The sequence below is a fragment of the Mixta calida genome, assembly GCF_002953215.1.
Lineage (GTDB): Bacteria > Pseudomonadota > Gammaproteobacteria > Enterobacterales > Enterobacteriaceae > Mixta > Mixta calida.
In genome coordinates, this window is the sequence record NZ_CP026378.1 from 2,140,874 (window position 1) to 2,161,188 (window position 20,315).

Below are 20,315 nucleotides of genomic sequence, written 5' to 3' on the forward strand. Positions count from 1 at the left end.
AACGAAAAAACAACACTGCGCCGGAGAGCATCATGCACAAATTCACTAAAGCGTTAGCCGCCGTTGGACTGGCTGCCGTTATGTCACAATCCGCTATCGCCGAAACCATGAAATTAGGCTTCCTGGTGAAACAGCCGGAAGAGCCCTGGTTCCAGACCGAATGGAAGTTCGCTGATAAGGCGGGCAAGGATCTCGGCTTTGAGGTGATCAAAATCGCCGTGCCGGACGGCGAAAAAACGCTGAACGCCATCGACAGCCTGGCGGCCAGCGGCGCGAAGGGCTTCGTTATCTGTACGCCGGACCCGAAACTCGGCTCGGCGATCATGGCGAAAGCGCGCAGCTACGACCTGAAGGTGATCGCGGTGGACGATCAGTTCGTCACCGCCAAAGGCAAGCCGATGGAAACCGTGCCGCTGGTGATGATGGCGGCGACCAAAATCGGCGAGCGCCAGGGCCAGGAACTCTATAAGGAGATGCAGAAGCGCGGCTGGGATGTGAAAAACTCAGCGGTGATGGCGATCACCGCCAACGAGCTGGACACCGCGCGTCGCCGCACCTCCGGTTCGATTGAGGCGCTGAAGGCGGCGGGCTTCCCGGAAAAACAGATCTATCAGGTGCCGACCAAATCAAACGATATCCCCGGCGCGTTTGACGCCGCCAACTCGCTGCTGGTGCAGCATCCTGAAGTGAAGCACTGGCTGATCGTCGGCATGAACGACAACACCGTGCTGGGCGGCGTGCGCGCTTCCGAAGGGCAGGGATTCAAGGCGCCGGACGTGATCGGCATCGGCATCAACGGCGTCGACGCCATCAGCGAACTCTCCAAAGGCCAGGCGACCGGCTTCTACGGCTCGCTGCTGCCCAGCCCGGACGTTCACGGCTATAAGAGCATTCAGATGCTCTATAACTGGACGACCAAAGGCGAAGAGCCGGCGAAATTCACCGAAGTCACCGACGTGGTGCTGATCACCCGCGACAACTTTAAAGCCGAGCTGGCGAAAAAAGGGCTGATGTAAGCCGTTCCGACACCGTTGGGCGCGACGCGCCCGTTTAATCACGCGCCGGTTCGCCGGCGTCTATTATGAACAGGCAATGCGGAGTCACCATGAACACTGATTCAGCCTTTCTGTCGTTTCATGGCATCAGTAAAACCTTTCCCGGCGTGAAGGCGCTACAGGATATCAGCTTTCACTGTCGCGCTGGCGAAGTGCATGCGCTGATGGGCGAGAACGGCGCCGGGAAATCGACGCTGCTGAAAATCCTGAGCGGCAGCTATCAGCCAAGCGGCGGCACTATCCAGATCCAGGGGCGGCCGGTCAGTTTCGGTCATACCACCGACGCGCTTAATGCTGGCGTCGCCATCATCTACCAGGAGCTGCATCTGGTGCCGGAGATGAGCGTGGCGGAAAACATCTATCTCGGTCAGCTGCCGCAGCGCGGCGGGCTGGTGAATCGCAAACTGCTGCGCTACGAAGCGGGGCTACAGCTAAAAAACTTAGGGATGGATATCGATCCTGATACCCCGCTGAAATACCTTTCGCTCGGCCAGTGGCAGATGGTGGAGATCGCCAAGGCGCTGGCGCGCAACGCCAAAATTATCGCCTTTGACGAGCCGACCAGCTCGCTGTCGGCACGCGAAATCGAACAGCTGTTCCGCGTTATCCGCCAGCTGCGCGCCGAAGGAAGGGTGGTGCTCTATGTCTCGCACCGTATGGAGGAGATCTTCGCCCTCAGCGACGCGATTACCGTGTTTAAAGATGGCCGCTATGTGCGCACCTTCGACGACGTGCCGAACACCAGCCACGACATGCTGGTGCAGGCGATGGTCGGACGCGATCTGGGCGATGTTTACGGCTACGCCCCGCGCGAACATGGGCCGGTGCGTTTGCAGCTGGAGGGCGTGCATGCGGTTGGTGTCAGAACACCGGTATCGCTCAGCGTGCGCGCTGGCGAAATTGTCGGGCTGTTCGGCCTGGTCGGAGCCGGGCGCAGCGAGCTGATGAAAGGGCTGTTCGGCGCCACGCGCCTGAAGGCGGGCCGCGTGCTGCTCGACGGCCAGCCGCTGGCCATCAGCGAACCCTCTGACGCCATTCGCGCCGGAATTATGCTCTGCCCGGAAGACCGCAAAGCGGACGGCATTATTCCGGTGCATTCGGTGCGCGACAATATCAACATTTCCGCGCGCCGCAATAACCTGACGGCAGGCTGCCTGATCGATCACCGCTGGGAGTCGCACAACGCCGACAAACATATCCGTTCGCTGAATATTAAAACGCCCACCGCCGATCAGCTGATCATGAATCTCTCTGGCGGCAACCAGCAGAAGGCGATCCTCGGCCGCTGGCTGTCGGAAGAGATGAAGGTCATCCTGCTCGATGAGCCGACGCGCGGCATCGACGTGGGCGCTAAACATGAGATCTATAACCTGATTTACGCGCTGGCGCAGCAGGGCATCGCCGTGCTGTTCGCCTCCAGCGATCTGCCCGAAGTCATGGGGCTGGCCGACCGCATCCTGGTGATGCGCGAAGGCGAGATCGCCGGGGAACTGTTACATGATGAGGCAACGGAACAGCTGACGCTGAGCCTTGCCATGCCGAAAAACACGCAACAGACGGCCGCCGTGGCCTGATGCAGGAGTAACGCTATGTCTTCATCCACGACTTCAAATACGCCGCCGGTGTCGCGCTCCGGTTTCCGCTTTGGCCGTATCTGGGACAACTTCGGTATGCTGGTGGTTTTCGCCGTGCTGTTTATCGCCTGCGTGCTGTTTATTCCTAACTTCGGCTCCTTTATCAATATGAAGGGCCTGGGACTGGCGATGTCGATGTCCGGCATGGTCGCCTGCGGCATGTTGTTCTGCCTGGCGTCAGGGGATTTCGACCTCTCCGTCGCCTCGGTCATTGCCTGCGCGGGCGTCACGACCGCGGTGGTGATCAATATGAGCGAAAGCCTGTGGCTGGGCATCGGCGCCGGGCTGCTGCTGGGCGTGCTCTGCGGTTTCGTTAACGGCTTCGTGATCGCCAAACTGAAGATCAACGCCCTGATCACCACGCTGGCGACCATGCAGATCGTGCGCGGCCTGGCCTACATCTTCTCTGACGGCAAAGCGGTCGGCATTGAAGATGAGCGCTTCTTCGAGCTGGGCTACGCTACCTGGTTCGGCCTGCCGGCGCCGATCTGGCTGACCATCGGCACCATGATCATCTTTGGTTTCCTGCTGAACAAAACCACCTTCGGGCGCAACACACTGGCGATCGGCGGCAACGAAGAGGCGGCGCGGCTGGCGGGCGTGCCGGTGGTGCGCACCCGCATCATTATCTTTATTCTCTCCGGCCTGGTCTCCGCAGCGGCGGGCATTATTCTGGCGTCGCGCATGACCAGCGGTCAGCCGATGACCTCGCTGGGCTATGAGCTGATCGTCATCTCCGCCTGCGTGCTGGGCGGCGTATCGCTGAAGGGCGGCATCGGCAAGATCTCCTACGTGGTGGCGGGGGTGCTGATCCTCGGCACCGTTGAGAATGCGATGAATTTGCTGAATATCTCACCCTTCTCACAGTATGTGGTGCGCGGTCTGATACTGTTGGCGGCGGTGATTTTCGACCGCTACAAACAGAGCCATAAAGCGGCCTGATCGTCGCGGGCAGCCTGGCTGCCCGCCATACCTGACGCTTCGCTACGAGGATTATTATGTACCATCGTCAACCGATTGAGTCACAGCCCAACCCCCTGCTGCCGGGCTACCCCTTCAACGCCTGGCTGGTGGCCGGACTGACGCCGATCAGCGCCGGCGGCGCGCTCGATTTCTGTATCGATCGTCCGCACGGCATGAAAGGCTACATTATCAACCTGACGATAAAAGGGCGGGGACGCGTGTTTGAGGGCGACAGGGCGTTCGACTGCGAGCCGGGCGACATGCTGCTGTTTCAGCCGAAAACGCCGCACTTCTATGGCCGCGCGCCGGACAGCGACAGCTGGTATCACCGCTGGATCTACTTTCGTCCGCGCGCCTACTGGCACGACTGGCTGCGCTGGCAGGACGAGACCCACAGCGTGGGCCGCCTGCGTCTGCCGGAATCGCTGCGCGGCGAGTTTGACCGTCTGTTCGCTAATATTGAACAAACGCACAACTCCGGGCGGCGCTTCGCCGAGGAGCTGGCGATGAACCTGCTGGAGCGGCTGCTGCTGCGGGCGGTAGAGGAAGATCCGCGTTCGCATCAGCAAATCCGCGATCCGCGCATTATTGAGGCGTGCCAGTATGTCACCAGCAACCTGGCGGGCGAGCTAAAAATTGAGGCGGTGGCGAAGCACGTCTGCCTGTCGCCTTCGCGTCTGGCGCATCTGTTCCGCGAGCAGATGGGCGTCAATCTTCTGCGCTGGCGCGAAGATCAGCGTGTGATCCGCGCCAAGCTGCTGCTGCAAACCACGCAGGAGCCGATCGCCTCGATTGGCCGCGAGGTGGGCTATGACGATCAGCTCTATTTTTCACGCGTATTCCGCAAACGTGTCGGCGTCAGCCCCAGCGACTTCCGCCGCCGCAGCCAGGATGCGCACGACGCGCTGGTGGCGCAGGAGACCTGGCAGCTGCCGAAGCGGGCGGGCGAATAGCGTCATTTGCGGCGCGAAAGGGTGGCGACGGGCAATTAACCAGCAGTCGGCGTAACATCTTGCGCAATTATCTGGCATAGTTGCGCAACTTATTTTTATACTACTCTGCACTTTATCTTAACCTGTGAAAGAGAGTGCTTCATGATTGACGCCCGCCTGCCGCTTACCGACATTCATCGCCATCTTGATGGCAATATCCGCGCTGCGACCATTCTCGATTTAGGCCGTGAATTTAATATCGCGCTGCCCGCCAGCGACCTCGACGCGCTGCGTCCGCATGTGCAGGTGGTGGAGAACCAGCCCGATCTGGTCAGCTTCCTGCAAAAGCTCGACTGGGGCGTGAAGGTGCTGGGATCGCTCGACGCCTGCCGCCGCGTGGCGCTGGAGAACGTCGAGGACGCCGCGCGCGCGGGCATTCATTATGCCGAACTGCGCTTTTCGCCGGGCTATATGGCGATGAACCATAACCTGCCGATCGCTGGCGTGGTGGAAGCGGTAATCGACGGCGTGCGCGCCGGCTGTCAACAGCACAATATCGATGTGCGTCTGATCGGCATTATGAGCCGCACCTTTGGCGAAGAGGCGTGTCTGAACGAGCTGGATGGCCTGCTGGCGCATCGCGACGGCATTACCGCCGTCGATCTGGCGGGCGATGAGCTGGGCTTCCCCGGCAGCGAGTTCCTGAGCCACTTTAACCGCGCGCGCGACGCTGGTTTTCGCGTCACGGTGCATGCTGGCGAAGCCGCTGGCGCCGACAGCATCTGGCAGGCGATTCGCGAGCTGGGCGCCGAACGTATCGGTCACGGCGTGAAGGCGGTGGAAGACCCGGCGCTGATGGATTTCCTCGCGGAGCACCGCATCGGCATCGAGTCCTGCCTGACTTCTAACATTCAGACCAGCACCGTGGCGCACCTCTCCCATCATCCGCTGGTCACATTCCTCGATCACGGCATTCTGGCGACGCTGAACACCGACGATCCGGCGGTGCAGGGCATTGAGATCGGTCACGAGTACCAGGTGGCCGCGCCGCAGGCGGGCCTGTCCGCTGCGCATATTCGCCAGGCGCAGGAGAACGGCCTGACCATCGCCTTCCTGAGCGAAGAAGAGAAACAGCGCATCCGTCAGCGCGTGGCGGACCAGGCTTGAAACGCCCTGGCCCGCAGAGTGATACGGCGGGTCAGAGCGGCCGGGCAATGACAATGCCCGGTCGCGTTTTAATATAAGAGAGCAGGGGCATATCGACGACCTTATTATTGCTTTTCAGTGAAGAGGCGTTGCGGAACCAAACCTGCTGGTCTTTTTTAATAATAATGCCGGTATGTGAAACATCCAGTCCCGCCAGGGGTGAATAAAATCCTACATAATCACCCGTCTGTAAGGCCTCTAATGTCGCATTATTAATATTTTTAGCGGGGATATAATGGATAACTCGTTGCCTGACTGGCACTCCAGGTAAATAGTGTCCGCCGTCGGCTTTTAAATTAAGCTGTTTAGTAACCTTAATCGTGGAGGTATTTAGCTGGTCTGTAATATCGCGCGCATTCAGGGGCGGCAGGCTGAACCAGTCAGAGAAAAAGTGTTTGCGCTGGCTAAAACTCACTTCGCCCTGATGATAGCGCGTAAGGCGCAGCTGGGTAAAAAAGCCATTGCGGCTGCTGGCGTGGCTAAGCGCGGCAACATAGTCCAGCAGGGTAAAGCAGTCCACGCCGTTAAAATTCACCACCAGCTGCTCCGGGACGCTTTCACTGCCGATGAGCGTATCTGCCTGATAAGGCGTACCGAGAAAACTGGCAGAAATAGCGGCGATTTTTTCCGATAAAGGTTTATTACGAGCGGGAATAACCTGTTGTTGAATGAGCTCATTAAGCCGTTCGTCGCTTTGCTTATCGATTACCGGGCGCGGACAGGATGTACAGGCTGAAACGGAGAATATTAATAATATGGGTGCTAGTAATTTCATTTTAATTCCTTTTATATTATCTCGGGCAGGCAAGATATAACCTCGTTCCTGAGGAAAGATGGGCATCATTAATAAATAATCATCGAATCGCAAGGCTTATTTTTTATGGCTGAGAGCAAGCGCGCAAAATAATATCAATAAAAAGGGCGACCTGTTGTCGCCCTAATAATTAACGCTATGTTGAATGCGTCAGGCCCGTTTATTCCGGCAGGCCTTCTGTGGACGGTGCGCCCAACATATAGCGGGAGAGGAAGCCATCAAGCGGCATCTTCTCGCCGTTCATCGTCACCTGCGCGCCGTTGTATTGCAGGCTGGTGACAATATTGTCATCCTGCTGGGTGGTCAGACGGAACATCTGGCCCATCGCCGCCAGACCTTTAACCTGCTGATCCGCCAGTTTGACGGCGTCCGCTTCCTGATAGCCTTCCGCCATCGCCACCTGCTTCATCATTTCCGTCGCCATCGGCATGCTGATCACCAGCTTGCCGTCCAGCGTTTTCAGCACACGATTCAGCGCGTCGGAGAGCGTTTTCGCCTCGCCCTGCGCGGTTGCCGGATCTTTAAAGTGCGCCGCGAAATTAAAGGTGCTTTCGCCCTTATCGTTTTTCCAGCTCAGCGGCGCAACCGTCACCACCGGATCGCCTTTCAGCAGCAGCGGCAGGTTAGCCGCCAGAATCTGACGCATGCCTTCCTGATAGCGCGCCGGATCTTTATCGATGCCGGGCTGGTTGAGCAGCGCCTGCATCTGGCTGTTGTAATTGTCCCCGAAGGTTTTCAGCGCCTGACCATCGAACTGCGACAGTTTCATGGTCAGCTTGCCGGAACCAAAATGACGGTTTTCCAGCTTCAGGCTATCGACCACGTAATCCATCTGGCCAGAGATGGTGTTGCCGTTGGCGTCGAACTGCGTTTTGACATCGGTGCCTTCCAGCACCGCCGCTTCCTGGCCGTTAACGCTGGCGGAAAATTTCTTCAGCGCCAGATGCTGATCGCCGATGCGCACGCCCTGCGGGCTGAGGTGGGTGTTGCCGTTGAGGGTGATGCCGTTGAGGGTAAACAGCACCGGCTGGTTCGCCTCGTTCCTGACCGTCAGCGCGATGCTGTCGATATCGCTGTCAAAGTTGACCTGGTCGCCTTTGCTGTCGCTGTCGATGCCCAGCGTGCCGCCGTTCCAGGCGTAGCGCTCGCCGCTTTCCGCATTCTGATAATCGAGCGGCAGCAGACGGATCGCCGAGGCGGTCGCGCCGCTGTAGCCGATGCGCGTGTCTGCTTCAATCACCGACTTGCCTTTGCTCAGCTCAAACAGCTTTTTCAGCGCCGGGGTATTCTCCAGCTCGCTGTGCACTGACGCCATGCTCGGAATCAGGTTGAATCTCTTCAGCTGGGCGAAGGGGAAAGGACCGTGATCGATGGTTTCGTTAAGCACGACGCTCTGTCCGGGTTTCAGCAGGGCGTTGTCTTCCGTTTGCGAGCTGGCCTGCACCACCAGCTGCGTGCGGCTGGTGAAAATGCCGCGCTGGTAGTTTTGATAGCTCACTTTCAGGCGGCTGTCGGGAGCAATCTGCGCCAGCTGCGCGTTGGCGTTTTGCACGATTTGATCCATATGGCTTTCGATCTGTTTGCCTGTTATCCAGGCGGCGCCCGTCCAGATTACGCCCAGTGCGATCACCACGCCGACCGCAATTTTCGTCTTTTTCATCGATTCGTCCTTTTGCCGGCATCAATGCCTGATATTAATTTCTTGAATAATCATAGCATTTACTGGTGAAGCCGTCAGCCCAGCCGAGTGCAGACGCGGGCGAGGCGGCCTTCTCCCTGTACGGAGACCGACGCTTCGCTGGCGGCGACGAAACAGGATTCGCCCGGATTCAGCGTCAGGCGCTGCGCGCCGCTTGTCAGCTCCGCTTTCCCTTCGATGCAAAACAGGATGGCGGCGCTTTGCTGAGTGAGCGACGTCGGCGCGTCATTCAGCAGATGCACCGAAAAGGCGAAATCCTCGACCGGCACCGGGAACCGTAGCTCGTCGCCCTCGCGTTCCGGCACGGTAAGCAGGCTGTCGCTGGCGCGTGGCGCAAATTTGACGTTCGCCATCAGCTCCGGCACGTCGATATGTTTGGGCGTCAGCCCGGCGCGCAGCACGTTGTCCGAGTTGGCCATCACCTCCAGCGCCACGCCGTGCAGATAGGCATGCGGCGTTTCGGCGAACAGAAACATCGCTTCGCCCGGTTGCAGTTCAATCACGTTCAGCAGCAGCGGCGAGAAAAGCCCGCTGTCGTCAGGCCAGAATTCAGCGATGCGCTGAATCGTATCCCACGGCTCGCCGCTGTAGCTTTGCAGCGTGGCGGTAAGGATATCGATCGCGCGCGCTTTCTCCTCATCCTGTAACGAAAGCAGGGTAGAAAAGAGCGACGCCAGATGCTTTTCATCCGGCTGTTGCAGGAAATGTGCGATAGCAGGATGCGCGCCCGCCACCGGCTGCAATAGCGAGACGATCTCGCGCAGCTCGCGGAAACCGTTTATCGCCTGGAAGGGCGTCAGGGCATAAACCAGCTCCGGCTTGTGATTGGCGTCCTTATAGTTGCGCTCCGGCGCGCTGAGCGGCACGCCCGCTGCGTTTTCGCGAGCGAAACCCGCTTCCGCCGCCGCCTTACCCGGATGAACCTGGACAGATAAGGGCTGCGCGGCGCACAAAACCTTAAACAGAAAGGGCAGTTCGCCGAAGCGCGCCGCCACCTTTGCGCCGAGCATGCTGTTTTTATCGGCGTCGATGACCTCGCGCAGCGATCGCTGCTGGCCGTCAATCAACACCGTCGAGCTACTTTTCGGATGCGCGCCCATCCACAGCTCGGCCATCGGCTGCTGCGACGGATTTTCAATGCCGTAGAGATCGGTTAAGGCATGGGTGCTGCCCCAGGCATAGTGTTGCAGCGTATTGTGAAGCTTAAACATGGTTTCTCCCTTTCCGCGGGCCGTTAACAGCACACTATTAAAGCAGAAACGTCTTGTTAAACCACGATGCAAGTCAAATAAGGACGACTGGCTCGCATAATGTTAAATTATTGTATGTCACACTATGGCCCGCGCTCGCTGTGTCGGATACGCACAGGTCAGAGCTATTTAAATCATACGTTTGTGCTTAAGGAGAGAAGTAATGGCAGCCAACCGCATTGAAAAAGATTCAATGGGACCCATTGATGTACCGGCTGATAAACTGTGGGGCGCGCAGACGCAGCGCTCGCTGGAACACTTTCGCATCTCTATAGAAAAAATGCCTGCCGAACTGGTGCATGCGCTGGCGCTGACCAAGCGCGCCGCCGCGAAGGTCAACAGCGATCTGGGGCTACTGCCGCAGGAGAGGGCGCAGGCGATTATCCAGGCCGCCGACGAAGTGCTGGCCGACAAGCACACCACCGAATTCCCGCTGGCGATCTGGCAGACCGGCTCCGGCACACAAACCAATATGAACATGAACGAGGTGCTGGCTAACCGCGCCAGCGAGATCCTCGGCGGCGAGCGCGGCATGTCGCGTCTGGTGCATCCCAACGACGATGTGAACAAAAGCCAGAGTTCCAACGACGTCTTCCCGACCGCGATGCATGTGGCGGCGGTGATAGCGGTGCGCGAGCATCTGATCCCGCAGCTGAATACGCTGAAGCAGACGCTACAGTCTAAAGCGGACGCGTTTAAAGATATCGTCAAAATCGGCCGTACCCACCTGCAGGACGCTACGCCGCTGACGCTGGGCCAGGAGATTTCCGGCTGGGTGGCGATGCTGGAACATAACCTGAAGCATATCGAACAGAGCATTCCGCACGTGGCGGAACTGGCGCTGGGCGGCACTGCGGTCGGCACCGGCCTGAATACCCACCCGGAATATGCGGTGCGCGTGGCGGAAGAACTCGCCTCGTTGACCAGCCAGCCGTTTGTGACCGCGCCGAATAAGTTTGAAGCGCTGGCCACCTGCGACGCGCTGGTACATGCGCACGGCGCGCTGAAAGGCCTGGCGGCCTCGCTGATGAAGATCGCCAACGACGTGCGCTGGCTCTCGTCCGGTCCACGCTGCGGCATTGGCGAAATCGCTATCCCGGAAAATGAGCCGGGCAGTTCCATCATGCCAGGCAAGGTTAACCCGACACAGTGCGAAGCGATGACCATGCTCTGCTGTCAGGTGATGGGCAACGATGTGGCGATCAATATCGGCGGCGCGTCCGGCAACTTCGAGCTGAACGTCTTCCGTCCGATGGTGATTCATAACTTCCTGCAATCTGTTCGCCTGCTGGCAGACGGCATGGACAGCTTTAATAACCATTGCGCCGTCGGCATCGAGCCGAACCGCGATCGCATTACCCAGCTGCTGAACGAATCGCTGATGCTGGTGACTGCGCTCAATACCCATATCGGCTACGACAAGGCGGCGGAAATCGCCAAGAAAGCGCATAAAGAGGGGCTGACGTTGAAGGCCTCGGCGCTGAAGCTGGGCTATCTCACTGAAGATGAGTTTGACGCCTGGGTGCGTCCGGAAGATATGGTCGGCAGCATGAAGCAGTAAAGGTTATTTACGGGGCCGCAACGGCCCCGTTTCTTTTTTTCCGCCATGCTGTAAAGCATTCCTTCTGCCTTAACCCGTTACACCTCGCTCACCGGTCGGTCGCAATACAGATGCAGACGCGGGATCAGCAGCCACAGCTGTTCCGCCTGCGGCTTATAGCGATGGGTAATATTCTCCGCATCGTAATTCAGCAGTTCGCCCAGCACCGGCACCTGCTGTCGATCCGGGCAGAGCACCAGCAGCGGGGAGGGACAGGCCAGCTGCGTCTGTTTTTGCTGCTCTTTGTCCCAGATGCGCGCGATAGGCTGTACCTTCACGGGACGTTTGATTTTCAGCCGCGCGCCTTTCGGCAGCGAACGCACCGCCTCCAGCTCCTGCTGTACTTTTTCCGCCCACTGCTCGCGCGTCCAGGGCGCCTGCGCGCGTCCCGCCTTCAGGCTTTTTTCCAGCTTCTCGGCTATCTCCTGCGGCGTAACGTTTTTAATAATATGCTTATTGGCCCAGCCGAAGCGCACGCTGTCAGGCGCATCCAGCAGGGTAATGGCGCGATAGGCGTTCAGGGTCAGCAGGCCGCGCAGGTGAGTATGCACAAAATCGAAGCGCGCCTCGCTCGGCAGCCCCGATTCAACGGTAATAATGCGCTCCAGCGCCGCCTTCAGCTGATTGACCTTCTCAACCTGCTGGTGGAGAAGGGCGTGCTGGTGGTTGTCCGCCTCGAAGCAGAGCGCGCCGGGCAGACGCACCGCTGCTTTGGTGCTGATATTCTCCGACTGATGCTGAATAAACAGCCGGCAGTAGTGCTGTAGAGCCCGCTGTCGCGCATCGTCGCCAAGATGCTGCGTCACATTGATTTGCGTCACCGGGTCGTGTTCGGCGCCTTTTGCCACCGGCGGCAGGGAGAAGACGCGGCCGATCAGCAGAGGCAGCGCCGTTAACTGCTGCTGCAACGCGGCGAGTTCTTCTTCCAGCTGGCTGGCGCACCGGCGCAGATCTTCCACTAAATCGTAGCGGCTCATGGCGACTCCTTTAAAGAACGTCAATTAGTTACAACATACAATTTTAAACACAATTAATGATACCTCAGCAACAGAGAAAAAACCAGTCAGGCAAAAAGAAAAACGCCGCCCGCAGGCGGCCTCAGGAATCACAGCTTACGAGTATGCAGCCGGGTGGCCACAAACAGCGCGATCAGCAGCAGCAGGGCAATAAAAGCCGTAATACCCGGCCAGCCGTAACGGTGCCAGAACAGGCCGCCCAGGGTGCCCGCGACGCTGGAACCGACGTAATAGCTGAACAGATAAAGCGATGAGGCCTGACCTTTGGCGCGACGCGCGCGCGGGCCGATCCAGCCGCTGGCCACCGAGTGCGCGGCGAAAAAACCGGCGGTGAACAGCATCATGCCGGGGAAAATCAGCCAGAGCGACTGAAACAGCGTAATCAGCAGGCCGATCAGCATAACCGCGGTCGAGAACAGCAGCACCGGGCCGCGACCGCAGCGGGCGGTCATCGCGCCTGCCTTCGGCGAACTCCAGGAGCCGGTGAGGTAAACCACCGACAGCAGGCCGACCACCGCCTGGCTTAGCGACCAGGGCGCGCTCAATAAGCGGTAGCCGATATAGTTAAACAGCGTCACAAAGGCGCCCATCAATAGAAAACCTTCAGCAAACAGCAGCGGCAGGCCGCGATCGCGCCAGTGCAGACGGAAATTAATCATCAGGCTGCGCGGGTTCAGCGAGGCGGGGCGAAAATGACGCGACGCCGGCAGAATTTTCCAGAACATCAAGGCCGAAGCCAGCGCAAAGCAGCCAATAAAGGCGATCGCCACACGCCAGGAACTGAAATCAGTAATAACGCCGCTGAGCAGGCGCCCGCTCATGCCGCCGATTGAGTTGCCGCTGATATACAGTCCCATCGAAAACGCGATAACGCTGGGGTGAATCTCTTCGCTCAGGTAGGTCATGCCCACGGCCGCTACGCCGCTCAACGCCAGCCCGGTCAGTCCACGCATAATCAAAATACCGTGCCAGCTGCTCATCGTGGCGGAAAGCAGGGTAAAAATCGCGGCCAGCAGCAGCGCGACCACCATCACCGGCTTGCGGCCAATGGCGTCAGAGAGCGGGCCGGTCACCAGCAGCCCCAGCGCCATCAGGGCGGTGGAGATGGATAAAGAAATACTGCTTGCCGCAGGCGAGACGCCGAACTCCTGCGACAGCACCGGCAAAATCGGCTGTACGCAGTAAAGCAGGGCGAAAGTCGCCAGGCCTGCCGAAAACAGCGCCAGCGTCACGCGCATAAACTGCGGCGTGCCGCGTTTAATATAGCGATGCTTGTGAACGGGGAGAGAAGAAGCAGGCTGTACGTCGTCAGCGGGCAGAGACGCAGTATGAGATGAGCGATCCACAACGGTTTCCTGAGTTAAACATCCATCGCTTAATTGTGGGTGCAAGGTAATATACTGTCTAATATATTAATTATCTGAAATGATACTTATAAAATATGAATATTGAGCTGCGTCATCTGCGCTACTTTATTGCCGTCGCCGAGGAGCTGCATTTCGGTCGCGCCGCGCTGCGTCTGAATATCTCGCAGCCGCCTTTAAGCCAGCAAATACAGCTACTCGAACAGCAGATCGGCGCGCGCTTGCTGGCGCGCACTAACCGCAGCGTGCAGCTGACCGCCGCCGGGCGTCAGTTTCTGCAGGACGCGCGCGCCATTCTGCTGGATGTCGAACAGGCCGCCAGCCGCGCCGCGCGTCTGCATCAGGGAGAAGAAGGCGAAATCCGCATCGGTTTTACCTCGTCCGCGCCCTTTATCGCCGCCGTTTCCGACGCGCTGTTCAATTTTCGTCAGCGCTATCCGCAGGTACATATTCAGATGCAGGAGATGAATACTCGCCAGCAGCTGACGCCGCTCAGCGACGGCAGGCTGGACCTCGGCGTGATGCGCAATACGCCGCTGCCGGATACGCTCGCCTGGCAGCTGTTGCTGCGCGAGCCGCTCTGTTGCGTATTGCATCATGCGCATCCGCTGGCGCGTCGACCGCTTGTTTCAGTGCGCGATCTGGCACAGGAGCCGTTTGTCTTCTTCGATGCACAAAGCGGCACTGCGCTGTATGGCGAAATTATGACGCTGCTGCATCGCTATCATATCCAGCCGTATATCACTCAGGAAGTAGGCGAGGCGATGACTATCCTCGGCCTGGTGGCGACCGGGCTCGGCATTTCCATTCTGCCCGCTTCGTTTCGCCGGGCGCAGCTGGCGCATGTAGTCTGGCTGCCGCTGGCCGAGCCGGACGCCTGGTCTGAAATGTGGCTGGTCTGGTCGCGCCAGCGGGAAACCAGCGCGGTGATGGCCCATATGAAAGCGCTGCTGTTGGGTAAAAATCAGGCGTAATTTTTCCTGAGCAGGACGGTTTTTGTGCGGTAAATCACATATCGAATCAAATAGTTGACGACCTTCGATAACTGCTCCACCATAGCCTGAGAAGGTTTATTTTGAAGCGCGAAAATAAGTGGGAGCAGGGGGAGTGATAGCGGACAGTCAACCTGGTCACATCGACCAGATCAAGCAGACAAACGCTGGGGCTGTGTATCGCCTGATCGACCAGTTTGGCCCAATATCGCGTATTGAGCTTTCCCGGCGGGCGCAGCTGGCGCCGGCCAGCATCACCAAAATCGTGCGTGAAATGCTGGAAGCGCATCTGGTGCAGGAAACCGAATATCAGGAACCGGGCAGTCGCGGTCGGCCTGCGGTCGGTTTGATTCTGGACACCGTCGCCTGGCACTATCTTTCCATTCGCATCAGCCGGGGAGAAATCACCCTGGCGCTGCGCGATCTCAGCAGCAAGCTGGTAACAGAAGAGACGCGACCGCTGCCGGTTAAGAGCGAAACGCCGTTGCTGGCCCGCGTCACCGTCGAAGTCGATCAGTTTTTTATTCGTCATCAGCGCCAGCTTGAGCGTCTGACCGCTATCGCCATCACCTTACCCGGTATTATTCACACCGGTAGCGGCATTGTGCATCGCATGCCGTTTTACGACGTGGCGGATATGCCGTTGGGGCCGGAACTGGCGGCGCATACTGGCCTGCCGGTCTATATTCAGCACGACGTCTGCGCCTGGACCATCGCCGAATCGCTATTCGGCGCCTCGCGCGGCGCCAGCGACGTTATCCAGATTGTGATTGACGATAACGTCGGCGCGGGCGTGATCACCGGCGGACGCCTGCTGCACAACAGCCGCAGTTCGCTGGTTGAAATCGGCCATACTCAGGTCGACGCCTGGGGTAAACAGTGTTACTGCGGGAATCATGGCTGTCTGGAAACGGTCGCCAGCATCGGCAGCATTCTGGAACTGGCCGCGCAGCGTATGCCGTCGGTGCCCAGCTCCAGCCTGCACTATCAGCCGCTGAGCGTGGACTCGCTGTGTGACGCGGCGCTGAACGGCGATCCGCTGGCGCGCGATATCATCACCGGTATCGGCAACAGCGTCGGCCGCATTCTGGCGATCATGGTCAACCTGTTTAACCCAGAAAAAATTCTTATCGGTTCGCCGCTCAACCGCGCCGCCGCGGTGCTGTATCCCGCTATCGGCGCCTCGATTCGTCAGCAGGCGCTGCCCGCCTACAGCGCCGACATCCAGGTCGAACCGACCGAATTCCCCAATCTGGGTACCATGCCGGGCGCCGCGCTGGTTAAAAACGCGATGTACAACGGCGAACTGCTGGTCAAACTGTTACAGGGCTAATCAAACCTCCGCTATCCTGCAAAAAATTGCGCTAACGCAAGCTGTTATCACGCGTGATTTCCTACACTGTCCGGCGTAAACCGATGATTAAAGTTTAACTATTTCAGGCCGTCAGCCTGCCGGAGTGTTGCTATGCTGAGTCGTCTTTTCATTACCGGTACGGATACCGCCGTCGGTAAAACTGTCATTACCCGCGCCCTGATGCAAAAGCTGGCGGAAAGTCATGTCGCTGTCGCAGGCTATAAACCGGTCGCCAAAAGCAGCCAGATGACGCCGGAAGGGCCGCGCAATAAAGATGCGCTGGTGCTGCAACAGGCCTCCACGCTGGAGATGCCGTATGAAGCGGTTAACCCGATTACGCTGCTGGAAGATGAGATCAGTACCCACCGCGGCGAGCCGATTAACTACGCGCGCCTGAGCAGTGGGCTACAGGCGTTACAAGCACAGGCGGACGTGGTCGTGGTTGAAGGCACTGGCGGCTGGCGCAGTCTGATGAACGATCTGCGTCCTTTATCGGACTGGGTGATTCAGGAGCAGCTGCCGGTCGTCCTGGTGGTCGGCATCAAGCTGGGCTGCATCAGCCATGCGCTGCTGACGGCGCAGGCGATTATCAATGATGGCCTGCCGCTGCTGGGTTGGGTGGCGAACCGCATTAATCCGGGCCTGGCGCATTACGCAGACATTATCGACGTGCTACAGGAGAAGATCCCGGCGCCGCTGCTAGGCGAGCTGCCTTATCTGCCGCGCGCCGAGCAGCGTGACCTGGCGGGCTATATCGACCTCTCTGCGCTGACGCAGCCGCAGGCGGTGGCCTGAAAGTAAACAGGCGCGCCGAGACGCGCCTGATAAGGCTTTCTGACGCGATTAACGGTTAACGATTCAGCGAGCGGCGCGTCCGACCGGAGCTGAGGTAATCGGCGATATAATCCTGCGAAATCTCTCCGCTGTACCGCCCATCCTCATCGACAATCGGCATCCAGACCGAGTTGTGTTCATAAAGCTTCGACAGCACCACGCGCAGATTCTCTTCCGCTTTGCCGGTGATCTTAAAGCTGTGCAACAGCTCCTCGCAGTTGCCGCTGGCGCCGCGCGCCTCGCGGCGTTTCACAAAGCCGAGTGGACGACCGTCGTTATCCACTACGGTGATCGATCGCATATCGTTATCGTCCATCAGCGCGAACGCCTCCGCCAGCGGAGTAGAGCGTTTCACGGTCAGCGTCTGCTGCTGATCGGTCACGTCGCCAGCCTGCACCAGCAGCAGCCGTTTCAGGGTGCGGTCCTGACCAACAAAAGAGCCGACGAACTCATTGGCCGGTTTCGCCAGCAGCTCATCCGGGGTGGCGCACTGCACGATCTTGCCCTGTCCGAAGACGGCGATCCGGTCGCCCAGCTTCAACGCCTCATCGATATCGTGGCTGACCAGCATCACGGTTTTCTTCAGCTGGCGCTGCATCTCAAGAAACTCGTTCTGAATCGCCTCACGGTTGATCGGGTCGACCGCGCCGAACGGCTCATCCATCAGCAGCACCGGCGGATCGGCGGCGAGGGCGCGGATAACGCCGATGCGCTGCTGCTGGCCGCCTGACATCTCTTTCGGATAGCGGTTTAGGAACTTATGGGGATCGAGCGCGACCATATTCATCAGCTCGGTCGCGCGCTCGCGGCAGCGTTTTTTATCCCAGCCCAGCATGCGCGGCACCACGGTAATGTTCTCCTCAATGGTCATATTGGGGAACAGGCCGATCTGCTGGATAACGTAGCCGATATTGCGCCGCAGAGTCACGGTATCCTGCGTGCTGGTATCTTCGCCGTTGATGGTGATTTTTCCGCTGGTCGCCGGGATTAGGCGGTTAATCATCTTCAGGGTGGTGGTTTTGCCGCACCCGGAAGGGCCAAGCAGTACGCACATCTCGCCGGCGGGCACGTGCAGGCTGACATTGTCCACCGCATTTATCGTCGTGCCGTTTTTCTGGGTAAAGGTTTTAGTCAGGTTTTCCAGTTTTATCATTATCGAATCCCCCTGGGTGTCAGCACCCGTTGCAGACGTTGCAGCAGCCAGTCAAGAATAATCGCCAGCAAACAGATCAGCAGCGCGCCGGCGATCAGCATGCGGATATCGCTGCCGCTGATGCCGTCCAGCAGCAGCAGTCCTAAACCGCCAGCGCCGATAACGGCGGCGATCGCCATCACGCCAACGTTCATGACTACGGCGGTGCGAATGCCGCCGAAAATCACCGGCAGCGCCAGCGGGATCTCTACCCAGCGCAGGCGTTGCAGAAAGGTCATGCCGATGCCGCGGCCCGCTTCGCGCATGCCGGGCGGAATATTCTCCAGCGCGGTATGGGTATTGCGCACGATCGGCAGCAGCGAATAGAGAAACACCGCCGTTATCGCCGGTACCACGCCAATGCCCTGACCGATCAGCGAAAACAGCGGGATCATCAGGCCGAACAGGGCGATAGACGGGATGGTCAGCACGATGGTCGCCACGCCCAGCACCGGCGTCGCCAGCCATTTAAAACGCACAATCAGCACGCCCAGCGGCACGCCCGCCAGAATGGCGCAGCCCACCGCGACCAGCACCAGCCACAGGTGCTGCCAGGTCAGATCAAGAAGGTAGGGCCAGTTGCCGATCATATAGTGAATGGTATCCATAGCCTCTCCTTACAGCATGCCTTTCGATTGCAGGAATTCGCGCGCGACCTGCTGCGGCGACTGATGATCGATGTCCACCCGTTTATTCAGTTCGGTGATGACGTCATCGGTAATGAGCGCGGAAAGCTGATTCAGCGCCGTATCCAGACCCGGATTCGCCGCCAGCACCTCTTTACGCACCACCGGCGTCACGTTATAGCTGGGGAAGTAATGCTTATCATCCTCAAGGATCTTCAGATCGAAGCCCTTAACGCGGCCATCGGTGGTATAAACCAGTCCGGCGTCGACAAAGCCGTCGCGGATGGCGTTATAGACCAGACCGGGGTCCATCTGGCGGATCTGCGGACGGTCGAGGGTCAGGCCGTAGAGTTTTTGTAGCGGTTTCAGGCCATCTGAGCGTCCGGCGAACTCCAGATCCAGCCCCAGCATCCAGTTATGGTCGGGATCGCGCTGCCGAATCTCTTCAATGCGCGCCACCAGCTGCGACACCGTGCTGATATGCTCTTTTTCGGCGCGTTTGCGCTGCATGGCGAAGGCGTAGGTGTTGTTCATCGGCGCTGGCTCAAGCCAGACCAGCCCCAGCTTCGCATCCAGGCGACGCACCGTTTCATAAGCCTCTTTAGAGGACATCGGCTCTTTGATGTGGTTGAAGATAATCAGCGACGAGCCGGTATATTCCCACGTCATATCGATCTGCTTGTTAAGCATCGCGCTGCGGCTGATCGAGAGGGCGATGTTGGTTTTGGGAATAACGTCAAAACCTTTTTTGGTCAGCCAGAGCGTAGTCATCGCTGATAAAATATGCTGTTCGGTAAAGCCCTTGGTCGCCATGGTAATTGGTCTGGCGGTTGCCGCGCCAGCGGCGAAAGCCAACAGGCTAAACAGCGCCAGCGCGCGCGTTAAGGTACGGAATAGGGTCATTATCGCGTCTCCTGTTACAGCGCGTGCGGGCTGAGCCAGCGGCCAAGGAGGGCCAGCAGCATATCCAGTATTAGCGCGAATAGCGCCGTCGCCACCGCGCCGAGGATCAGAACGGGGAAATCGTTCAGATAGATGCCGGGGAAGATCAGTTCGCCGTAGCTGCTGGCGCCGATCAGGAACGCCAGCGGCGCGGTGCCGACATTGATCGCCATGGCGATGCGGATGCCGGAAAGCATCACCGGCCAGGCGCCAGGCAGTTCCACCTGACGCAGGCGCTGCATCTTCGTCATGCCGATGCCGTTGGCCGCTTCCAACAGCGAGTCGGGCACGCCAATCAGACCGGCGTAGGTGTTGCGCACTACCGGCAGCAGCGAGGCGAGAAACAGGGCGATAATCGCCGGACGATCGCCAATGCCGATCACGACCATTGCCAGCGCCAGCACGGCCAGCGGCGGCAGAGTATTGCCGACATTGAAGATCTGCATAATATATTCCGCCCAGCGGCGGGCGAAAGGGCGACTGAGCAGAATGCCGCTGGGAATGCCGACCAGTAGCGCGAACAGCATTGACCAGCCCACCAGCCAAAGGTGCTGTCTGCCGAGATAGATCAAATCGACCCGGCGCGCTTTAATCACATCCAGACCTATGCCGTAGATCAACAGCGCGGCGACTGGCGCGATCACCAGCAGGGCCAGCAGGATCCGCTTCATCGTCGAAGAAAAGTGCATGGACAGGGTTCTCCTGGGAATAACCTGAAGCGCCTTTAGCAAGACGGCGCCATTGTTATAGTAATCAGCGTGCAGCGGCCATGTGGAAAGGGGTTCCGCCAGCCGCGCTCGCGCTCGATACAAAATGCTGATTTATGCCTCTTTATCAGCAAA

18 protein-coding genes are annotated in these 20,315 nt (G+C 58.8%); 9 read left to right on the plus strand and 9 right to left on the minus strand.

Translation table 11 applies throughout. The features are described from left to right. Positions 1-32 precede the first annotated feature (32 nt). The 5 genes from C2E16_RS10145 (at position 33) to add (ending at position 5,751) form a co-directional block, all read left to right on the plus strand. Entirely contained in the window at positions 33-1,016 is a 984-nt protein-coding gene (locus tag C2E16_RS10145) for an arabinose ABC transporter substrate-binding protein (protein ID WP_038626233.1), read from the plus strand. 89 nt (positions 1,017-1,105) lie between these two features. Beyond that, a complete protein-coding gene (gene araG, locus C2E16_RS10150; protein ID WP_038626231.1) occupies positions 1,106-2,629 on the plus strand; it encodes an L-arabinose ABC transporter ATP-binding protein AraG in 1,524 nt (507 codons plus the stop codon). Positions 2,630-2,644: 15 nt separating this feature from the next. Beyond that, on the plus strand, positions 2,645-3,631 hold the full coding sequence (gene araH / locus C2E16_RS10155) for an L-arabinose ABC transporter permease AraH (RefSeq protein ID WP_038626229.1): 987 nt from the start codon (positions 2,645-2,647) through the stop codon (positions 3,629-3,631). A 56-nt stretch (positions 3,632-3,687) separates the two neighbouring features. Continuing rightward, positions 3,688-4,605, plus strand: coding sequence for an arabinose operon transcriptional regulator AraC (araC, locus tag C2E16_RS10160; RefSeq protein WP_084970370.1), 918 nt, complete (start codon positions 3,688-3,690; stop codon positions 4,603-4,605). A gap of 141 nt (positions 4,606-4,746) precedes the next feature. Next, the gene (gene add / locus C2E16_RS10165; protein ID WP_038626226.1) at positions 4,747-5,751 is read left to right on the plus strand and encodes an adenosine deaminase; all 1,005 of its coding nucleotides are present in this window, start codon (positions 4,747-4,749) and stop codon (positions 5,749-5,751) included. Between the two features lie 31 nt (positions 5,752-5,782). Here add and C2E16_RS10170 read toward each other — a convergent pair whose 3' ends face one another. The 3 genes from C2E16_RS10170 to manA form a co-directional block, all read right to left on the minus strand. Next, entirely contained in the window at positions 5,783-6,634 is an 852-nt protein-coding gene (locus C2E16_RS10170; protein ID WP_244555289.1) for a DUF1460 domain-containing protein, read from the minus strand. A gap of 130 nt (positions 6,635-6,764) precedes the next feature. Beyond that, positions 6,765-8,264, minus strand: a complete 1,500-nt coding sequence (locus C2E16_RS10175) for a YdgA family protein (RefSeq protein WP_084970368.1) — start codon at positions 8,262-8,264, stop codon at positions 6,765-6,767. A gap of 74 nt (positions 8,265-8,338) precedes the next feature. Next, positions 8,339-9,514, minus strand: coding sequence for a mannose-6-phosphate isomerase (manA, locus tag C2E16_RS10180; RefSeq protein ID WP_084970367.1), 1,176 nt, complete (start codon positions 9,512-9,514; stop codon positions 8,339-8,341). Positions 9,515-9,716: 202 nt separating this feature from the next. Between manA and fumC the strand changes: the two genes are divergently transcribed. After that, on the plus strand, positions 9,717-11,114 hold the full coding sequence (gene fumC / locus C2E16_RS10185) for a class II fumarate hydratase (protein ID WP_084970366.1): 1,398 nt from the start codon (positions 9,717-9,719) through the stop codon (positions 11,112-11,114). Positions 11,115-11,191: 77 nt separating this feature from the next. On the opposite strand, the gene tus is transcribed toward fumC, so the two are convergent. Both tus and C2E16_RS10195 read right to left on the minus strand, forming a co-directional pair. Continuing rightward, positions 11,192-12,130 carry a DNA replication terminus site-binding protein gene (gene tus / locus C2E16_RS10190; protein WP_084970365.1) on the minus strand — a complete coding sequence of 313 codons (939 nt, stop codon included), beginning with the start codon at positions 12,128-12,130 and terminating at the stop codon, positions 11,192-11,194. A gap of 128 nt (positions 12,131-12,258) precedes the next feature. Continuing rightward, entirely contained in the window at positions 12,259-13,488 is a 1,230-nt protein-coding gene (locus tag C2E16_RS10195) for an MFS transporter (protein WP_244555290.1), read from the minus strand. A 122-nt stretch (positions 13,489-13,610) separates the two neighbouring features. Between C2E16_RS10195 and C2E16_RS10200 the strand changes: the two genes are divergently transcribed. The 3 genes from C2E16_RS10200 to bioD all read left to right on the plus strand — a co-directional run bounded on the left by C2E16_RS10200 (position 13,611) and on the right by bioD (position 16,674). Then, a complete protein-coding gene (locus C2E16_RS10200) occupies positions 13,611-14,507 on the plus strand; it encodes a LysR family transcriptional regulator (RefSeq protein WP_038626212.1) in 897 nt (298 codons plus the stop codon). A gap of 133 nt (positions 14,508-14,640) precedes the next feature. Next, on the plus strand, positions 14,641-15,858 hold the full coding sequence (gene mlc / locus C2E16_RS10205; protein ID WP_084970364.1) for a sugar metabolism global transcriptional regulator Mlc: 1,218 nt from the start codon (positions 14,641-14,643) through the stop codon (positions 15,856-15,858). Between the two features lie 132 nt (positions 15,859-15,990). After that, a complete protein-coding gene (gene bioD, locus C2E16_RS10210; RefSeq protein WP_038626210.1) occupies positions 15,991-16,674 on the plus strand; it encodes a dethiobiotin synthase in 684 nt (227 codons plus the stop codon). A gap of 55 nt (positions 16,675-16,729) precedes the next feature. Here bioD and osmV read toward each other — a convergent pair whose 3' ends face one another. Genes osmV through C2E16_RS10230 form a run of 4 tightly spaced genes read right to left on the minus strand, consistent with a single transcriptional unit; the run spans position 16,730 to position 20,162 of the window. Continuing rightward, positions 16,730-17,866: an osmoprotectant ABC transporter ATP-binding protein OsmV gene (osmV, locus tag C2E16_RS10215; protein ID WP_038626209.1), complete on the minus strand. Its 1,137-nt coding sequence runs from the start codon at positions 17,864-17,866 to the stop codon at positions 16,730-16,732. Continuing rightward, positions 17,866-18,513: an osmoprotectant ABC transporter permease OsmW gene (gene osmW / locus C2E16_RS10220; RefSeq protein WP_038626208.1), complete on the minus strand. Its 648-nt coding sequence runs from the start codon at positions 18,511-18,513 to the stop codon at positions 17,866-17,868. The genes osmV and osmW overlap by 1 nt, the downstream gene beginning before the upstream one ends. 9 nt (positions 18,514-18,522) lie before the next feature. Beyond that, positions 18,523-19,434, minus strand: coding sequence for a glycine betaine ABC transporter substrate-binding protein (locus C2E16_RS10225; protein ID WP_084970363.1), 912 nt, complete (start codon positions 19,432-19,434; stop codon positions 18,523-18,525). 14 nt (positions 19,435-19,448) lie between these two features. Continuing rightward, positions 19,449-20,162: an ABC transporter permease gene (locus C2E16_RS10230; RefSeq protein WP_038626206.1), complete on the minus strand. Its 714-nt coding sequence runs from the start codon at positions 20,160-20,162 to the stop codon at positions 19,449-19,451. Positions 20,163-20,315: the final 153 nt, after the last annotated feature.

Excerpts from the sequence above, each read along its gene's own strand:
- C2E16_RS10145 (WP_038626233.1), top strand. The coding sequence starts at position 33 with ATGCACAAATTCACTAAAGCGTTAGCCGCCGTTGGACTGGCTGCCGTT.
- araG (WP_038626231.1), top strand. The coding sequence starts at position 1,106 with ATGAACACTGATTCAGCCTTTCTGTCGTTTCATGGCATCAGTAAAACC.
- araH (WP_038626229.1), top strand. The coding sequence starts at position 2,645 with ATGTCTTCATCCACGACTTCAAATACGCCGCCGGTGTCGCGCTCCGGT.
- araC (WP_084970370.1), top strand. The coding sequence starts at position 3,688 with ATGTACCATCGTCAACCGATTGAGTCACAGCCCAACCCCCTGCTGCCG.
- add (WP_038626226.1), top strand. The coding sequence starts at position 4,747 with ATGATTGACGCCCGCCTGCCGCTTACCGACATTCATCGCCATCTTGAT.
- C2E16_RS10170 (WP_244555289.1), bottom strand. The coding sequence starts at position 6,634 with ATGATGCCCATCTTTCCTCAGGAACGAGGTTATATCTTGCCTGCCCGA.
- C2E16_RS10175 (WP_084970368.1), bottom strand. The coding sequence starts at position 8,264 with ATGAAAAAGACGAAAATTGCGGTCGGCGTGGTGATCGCACTGGGCGTA.
- manA (WP_084970367.1), bottom strand. The coding sequence starts at position 9,514 with ATGTTTAAGCTTCACAATACGCTGCAACACTATGCCTGGGGCAGCACC.
- fumC (WP_084970366.1), top strand. The coding sequence starts at position 9,717 with ATGGCAGCCAACCGCATTGAAAAAGATTCAATGGGACCCATTGATGTA.
- tus (WP_084970365.1), bottom strand. The coding sequence starts at position 12,130 with ATGAGCCGCTACGATTTAGTGGAAGATCTGCGCCGGTGCGCCAGCCAG.
- C2E16_RS10200 (WP_038626212.1), top strand. The coding sequence starts at position 13,611 with ATGAATATTGAGCTGCGTCATCTGCGCTACTTTATTGCCGTCGCCGAG.
- bioD (WP_038626210.1), top strand. The coding sequence starts at position 15,991 with ATGCTGAGTCGTCTTTTCATTACCGGTACGGATACCGCCGTCGGTAAA.
- osmV (WP_038626209.1), bottom strand. The coding sequence starts at position 17,866 with ATGATAAAACTGGAAAACCTGACTAAAACCTTTACCCAGAAAAACGGC.
- osmW (WP_038626208.1), bottom strand. The coding sequence starts at position 18,513 with ATGGATACCATTCACTATATGATCGGCAACTGGCCCTACCTTCTTGAT.
- C2E16_RS10225 (WP_084970363.1), bottom strand. The coding sequence starts at position 19,434 with ATGACCCTATTCCGTACCTTAACGCGCGCGCTGGCGCTGTTTAGCCTG.
- C2E16_RS10230 (WP_038626206.1), bottom strand. The coding sequence starts at position 20,162 with ATGCACTTTTCTTCGACGATGAAGCGGATCCTGCTGGCCCTGCTGGTG.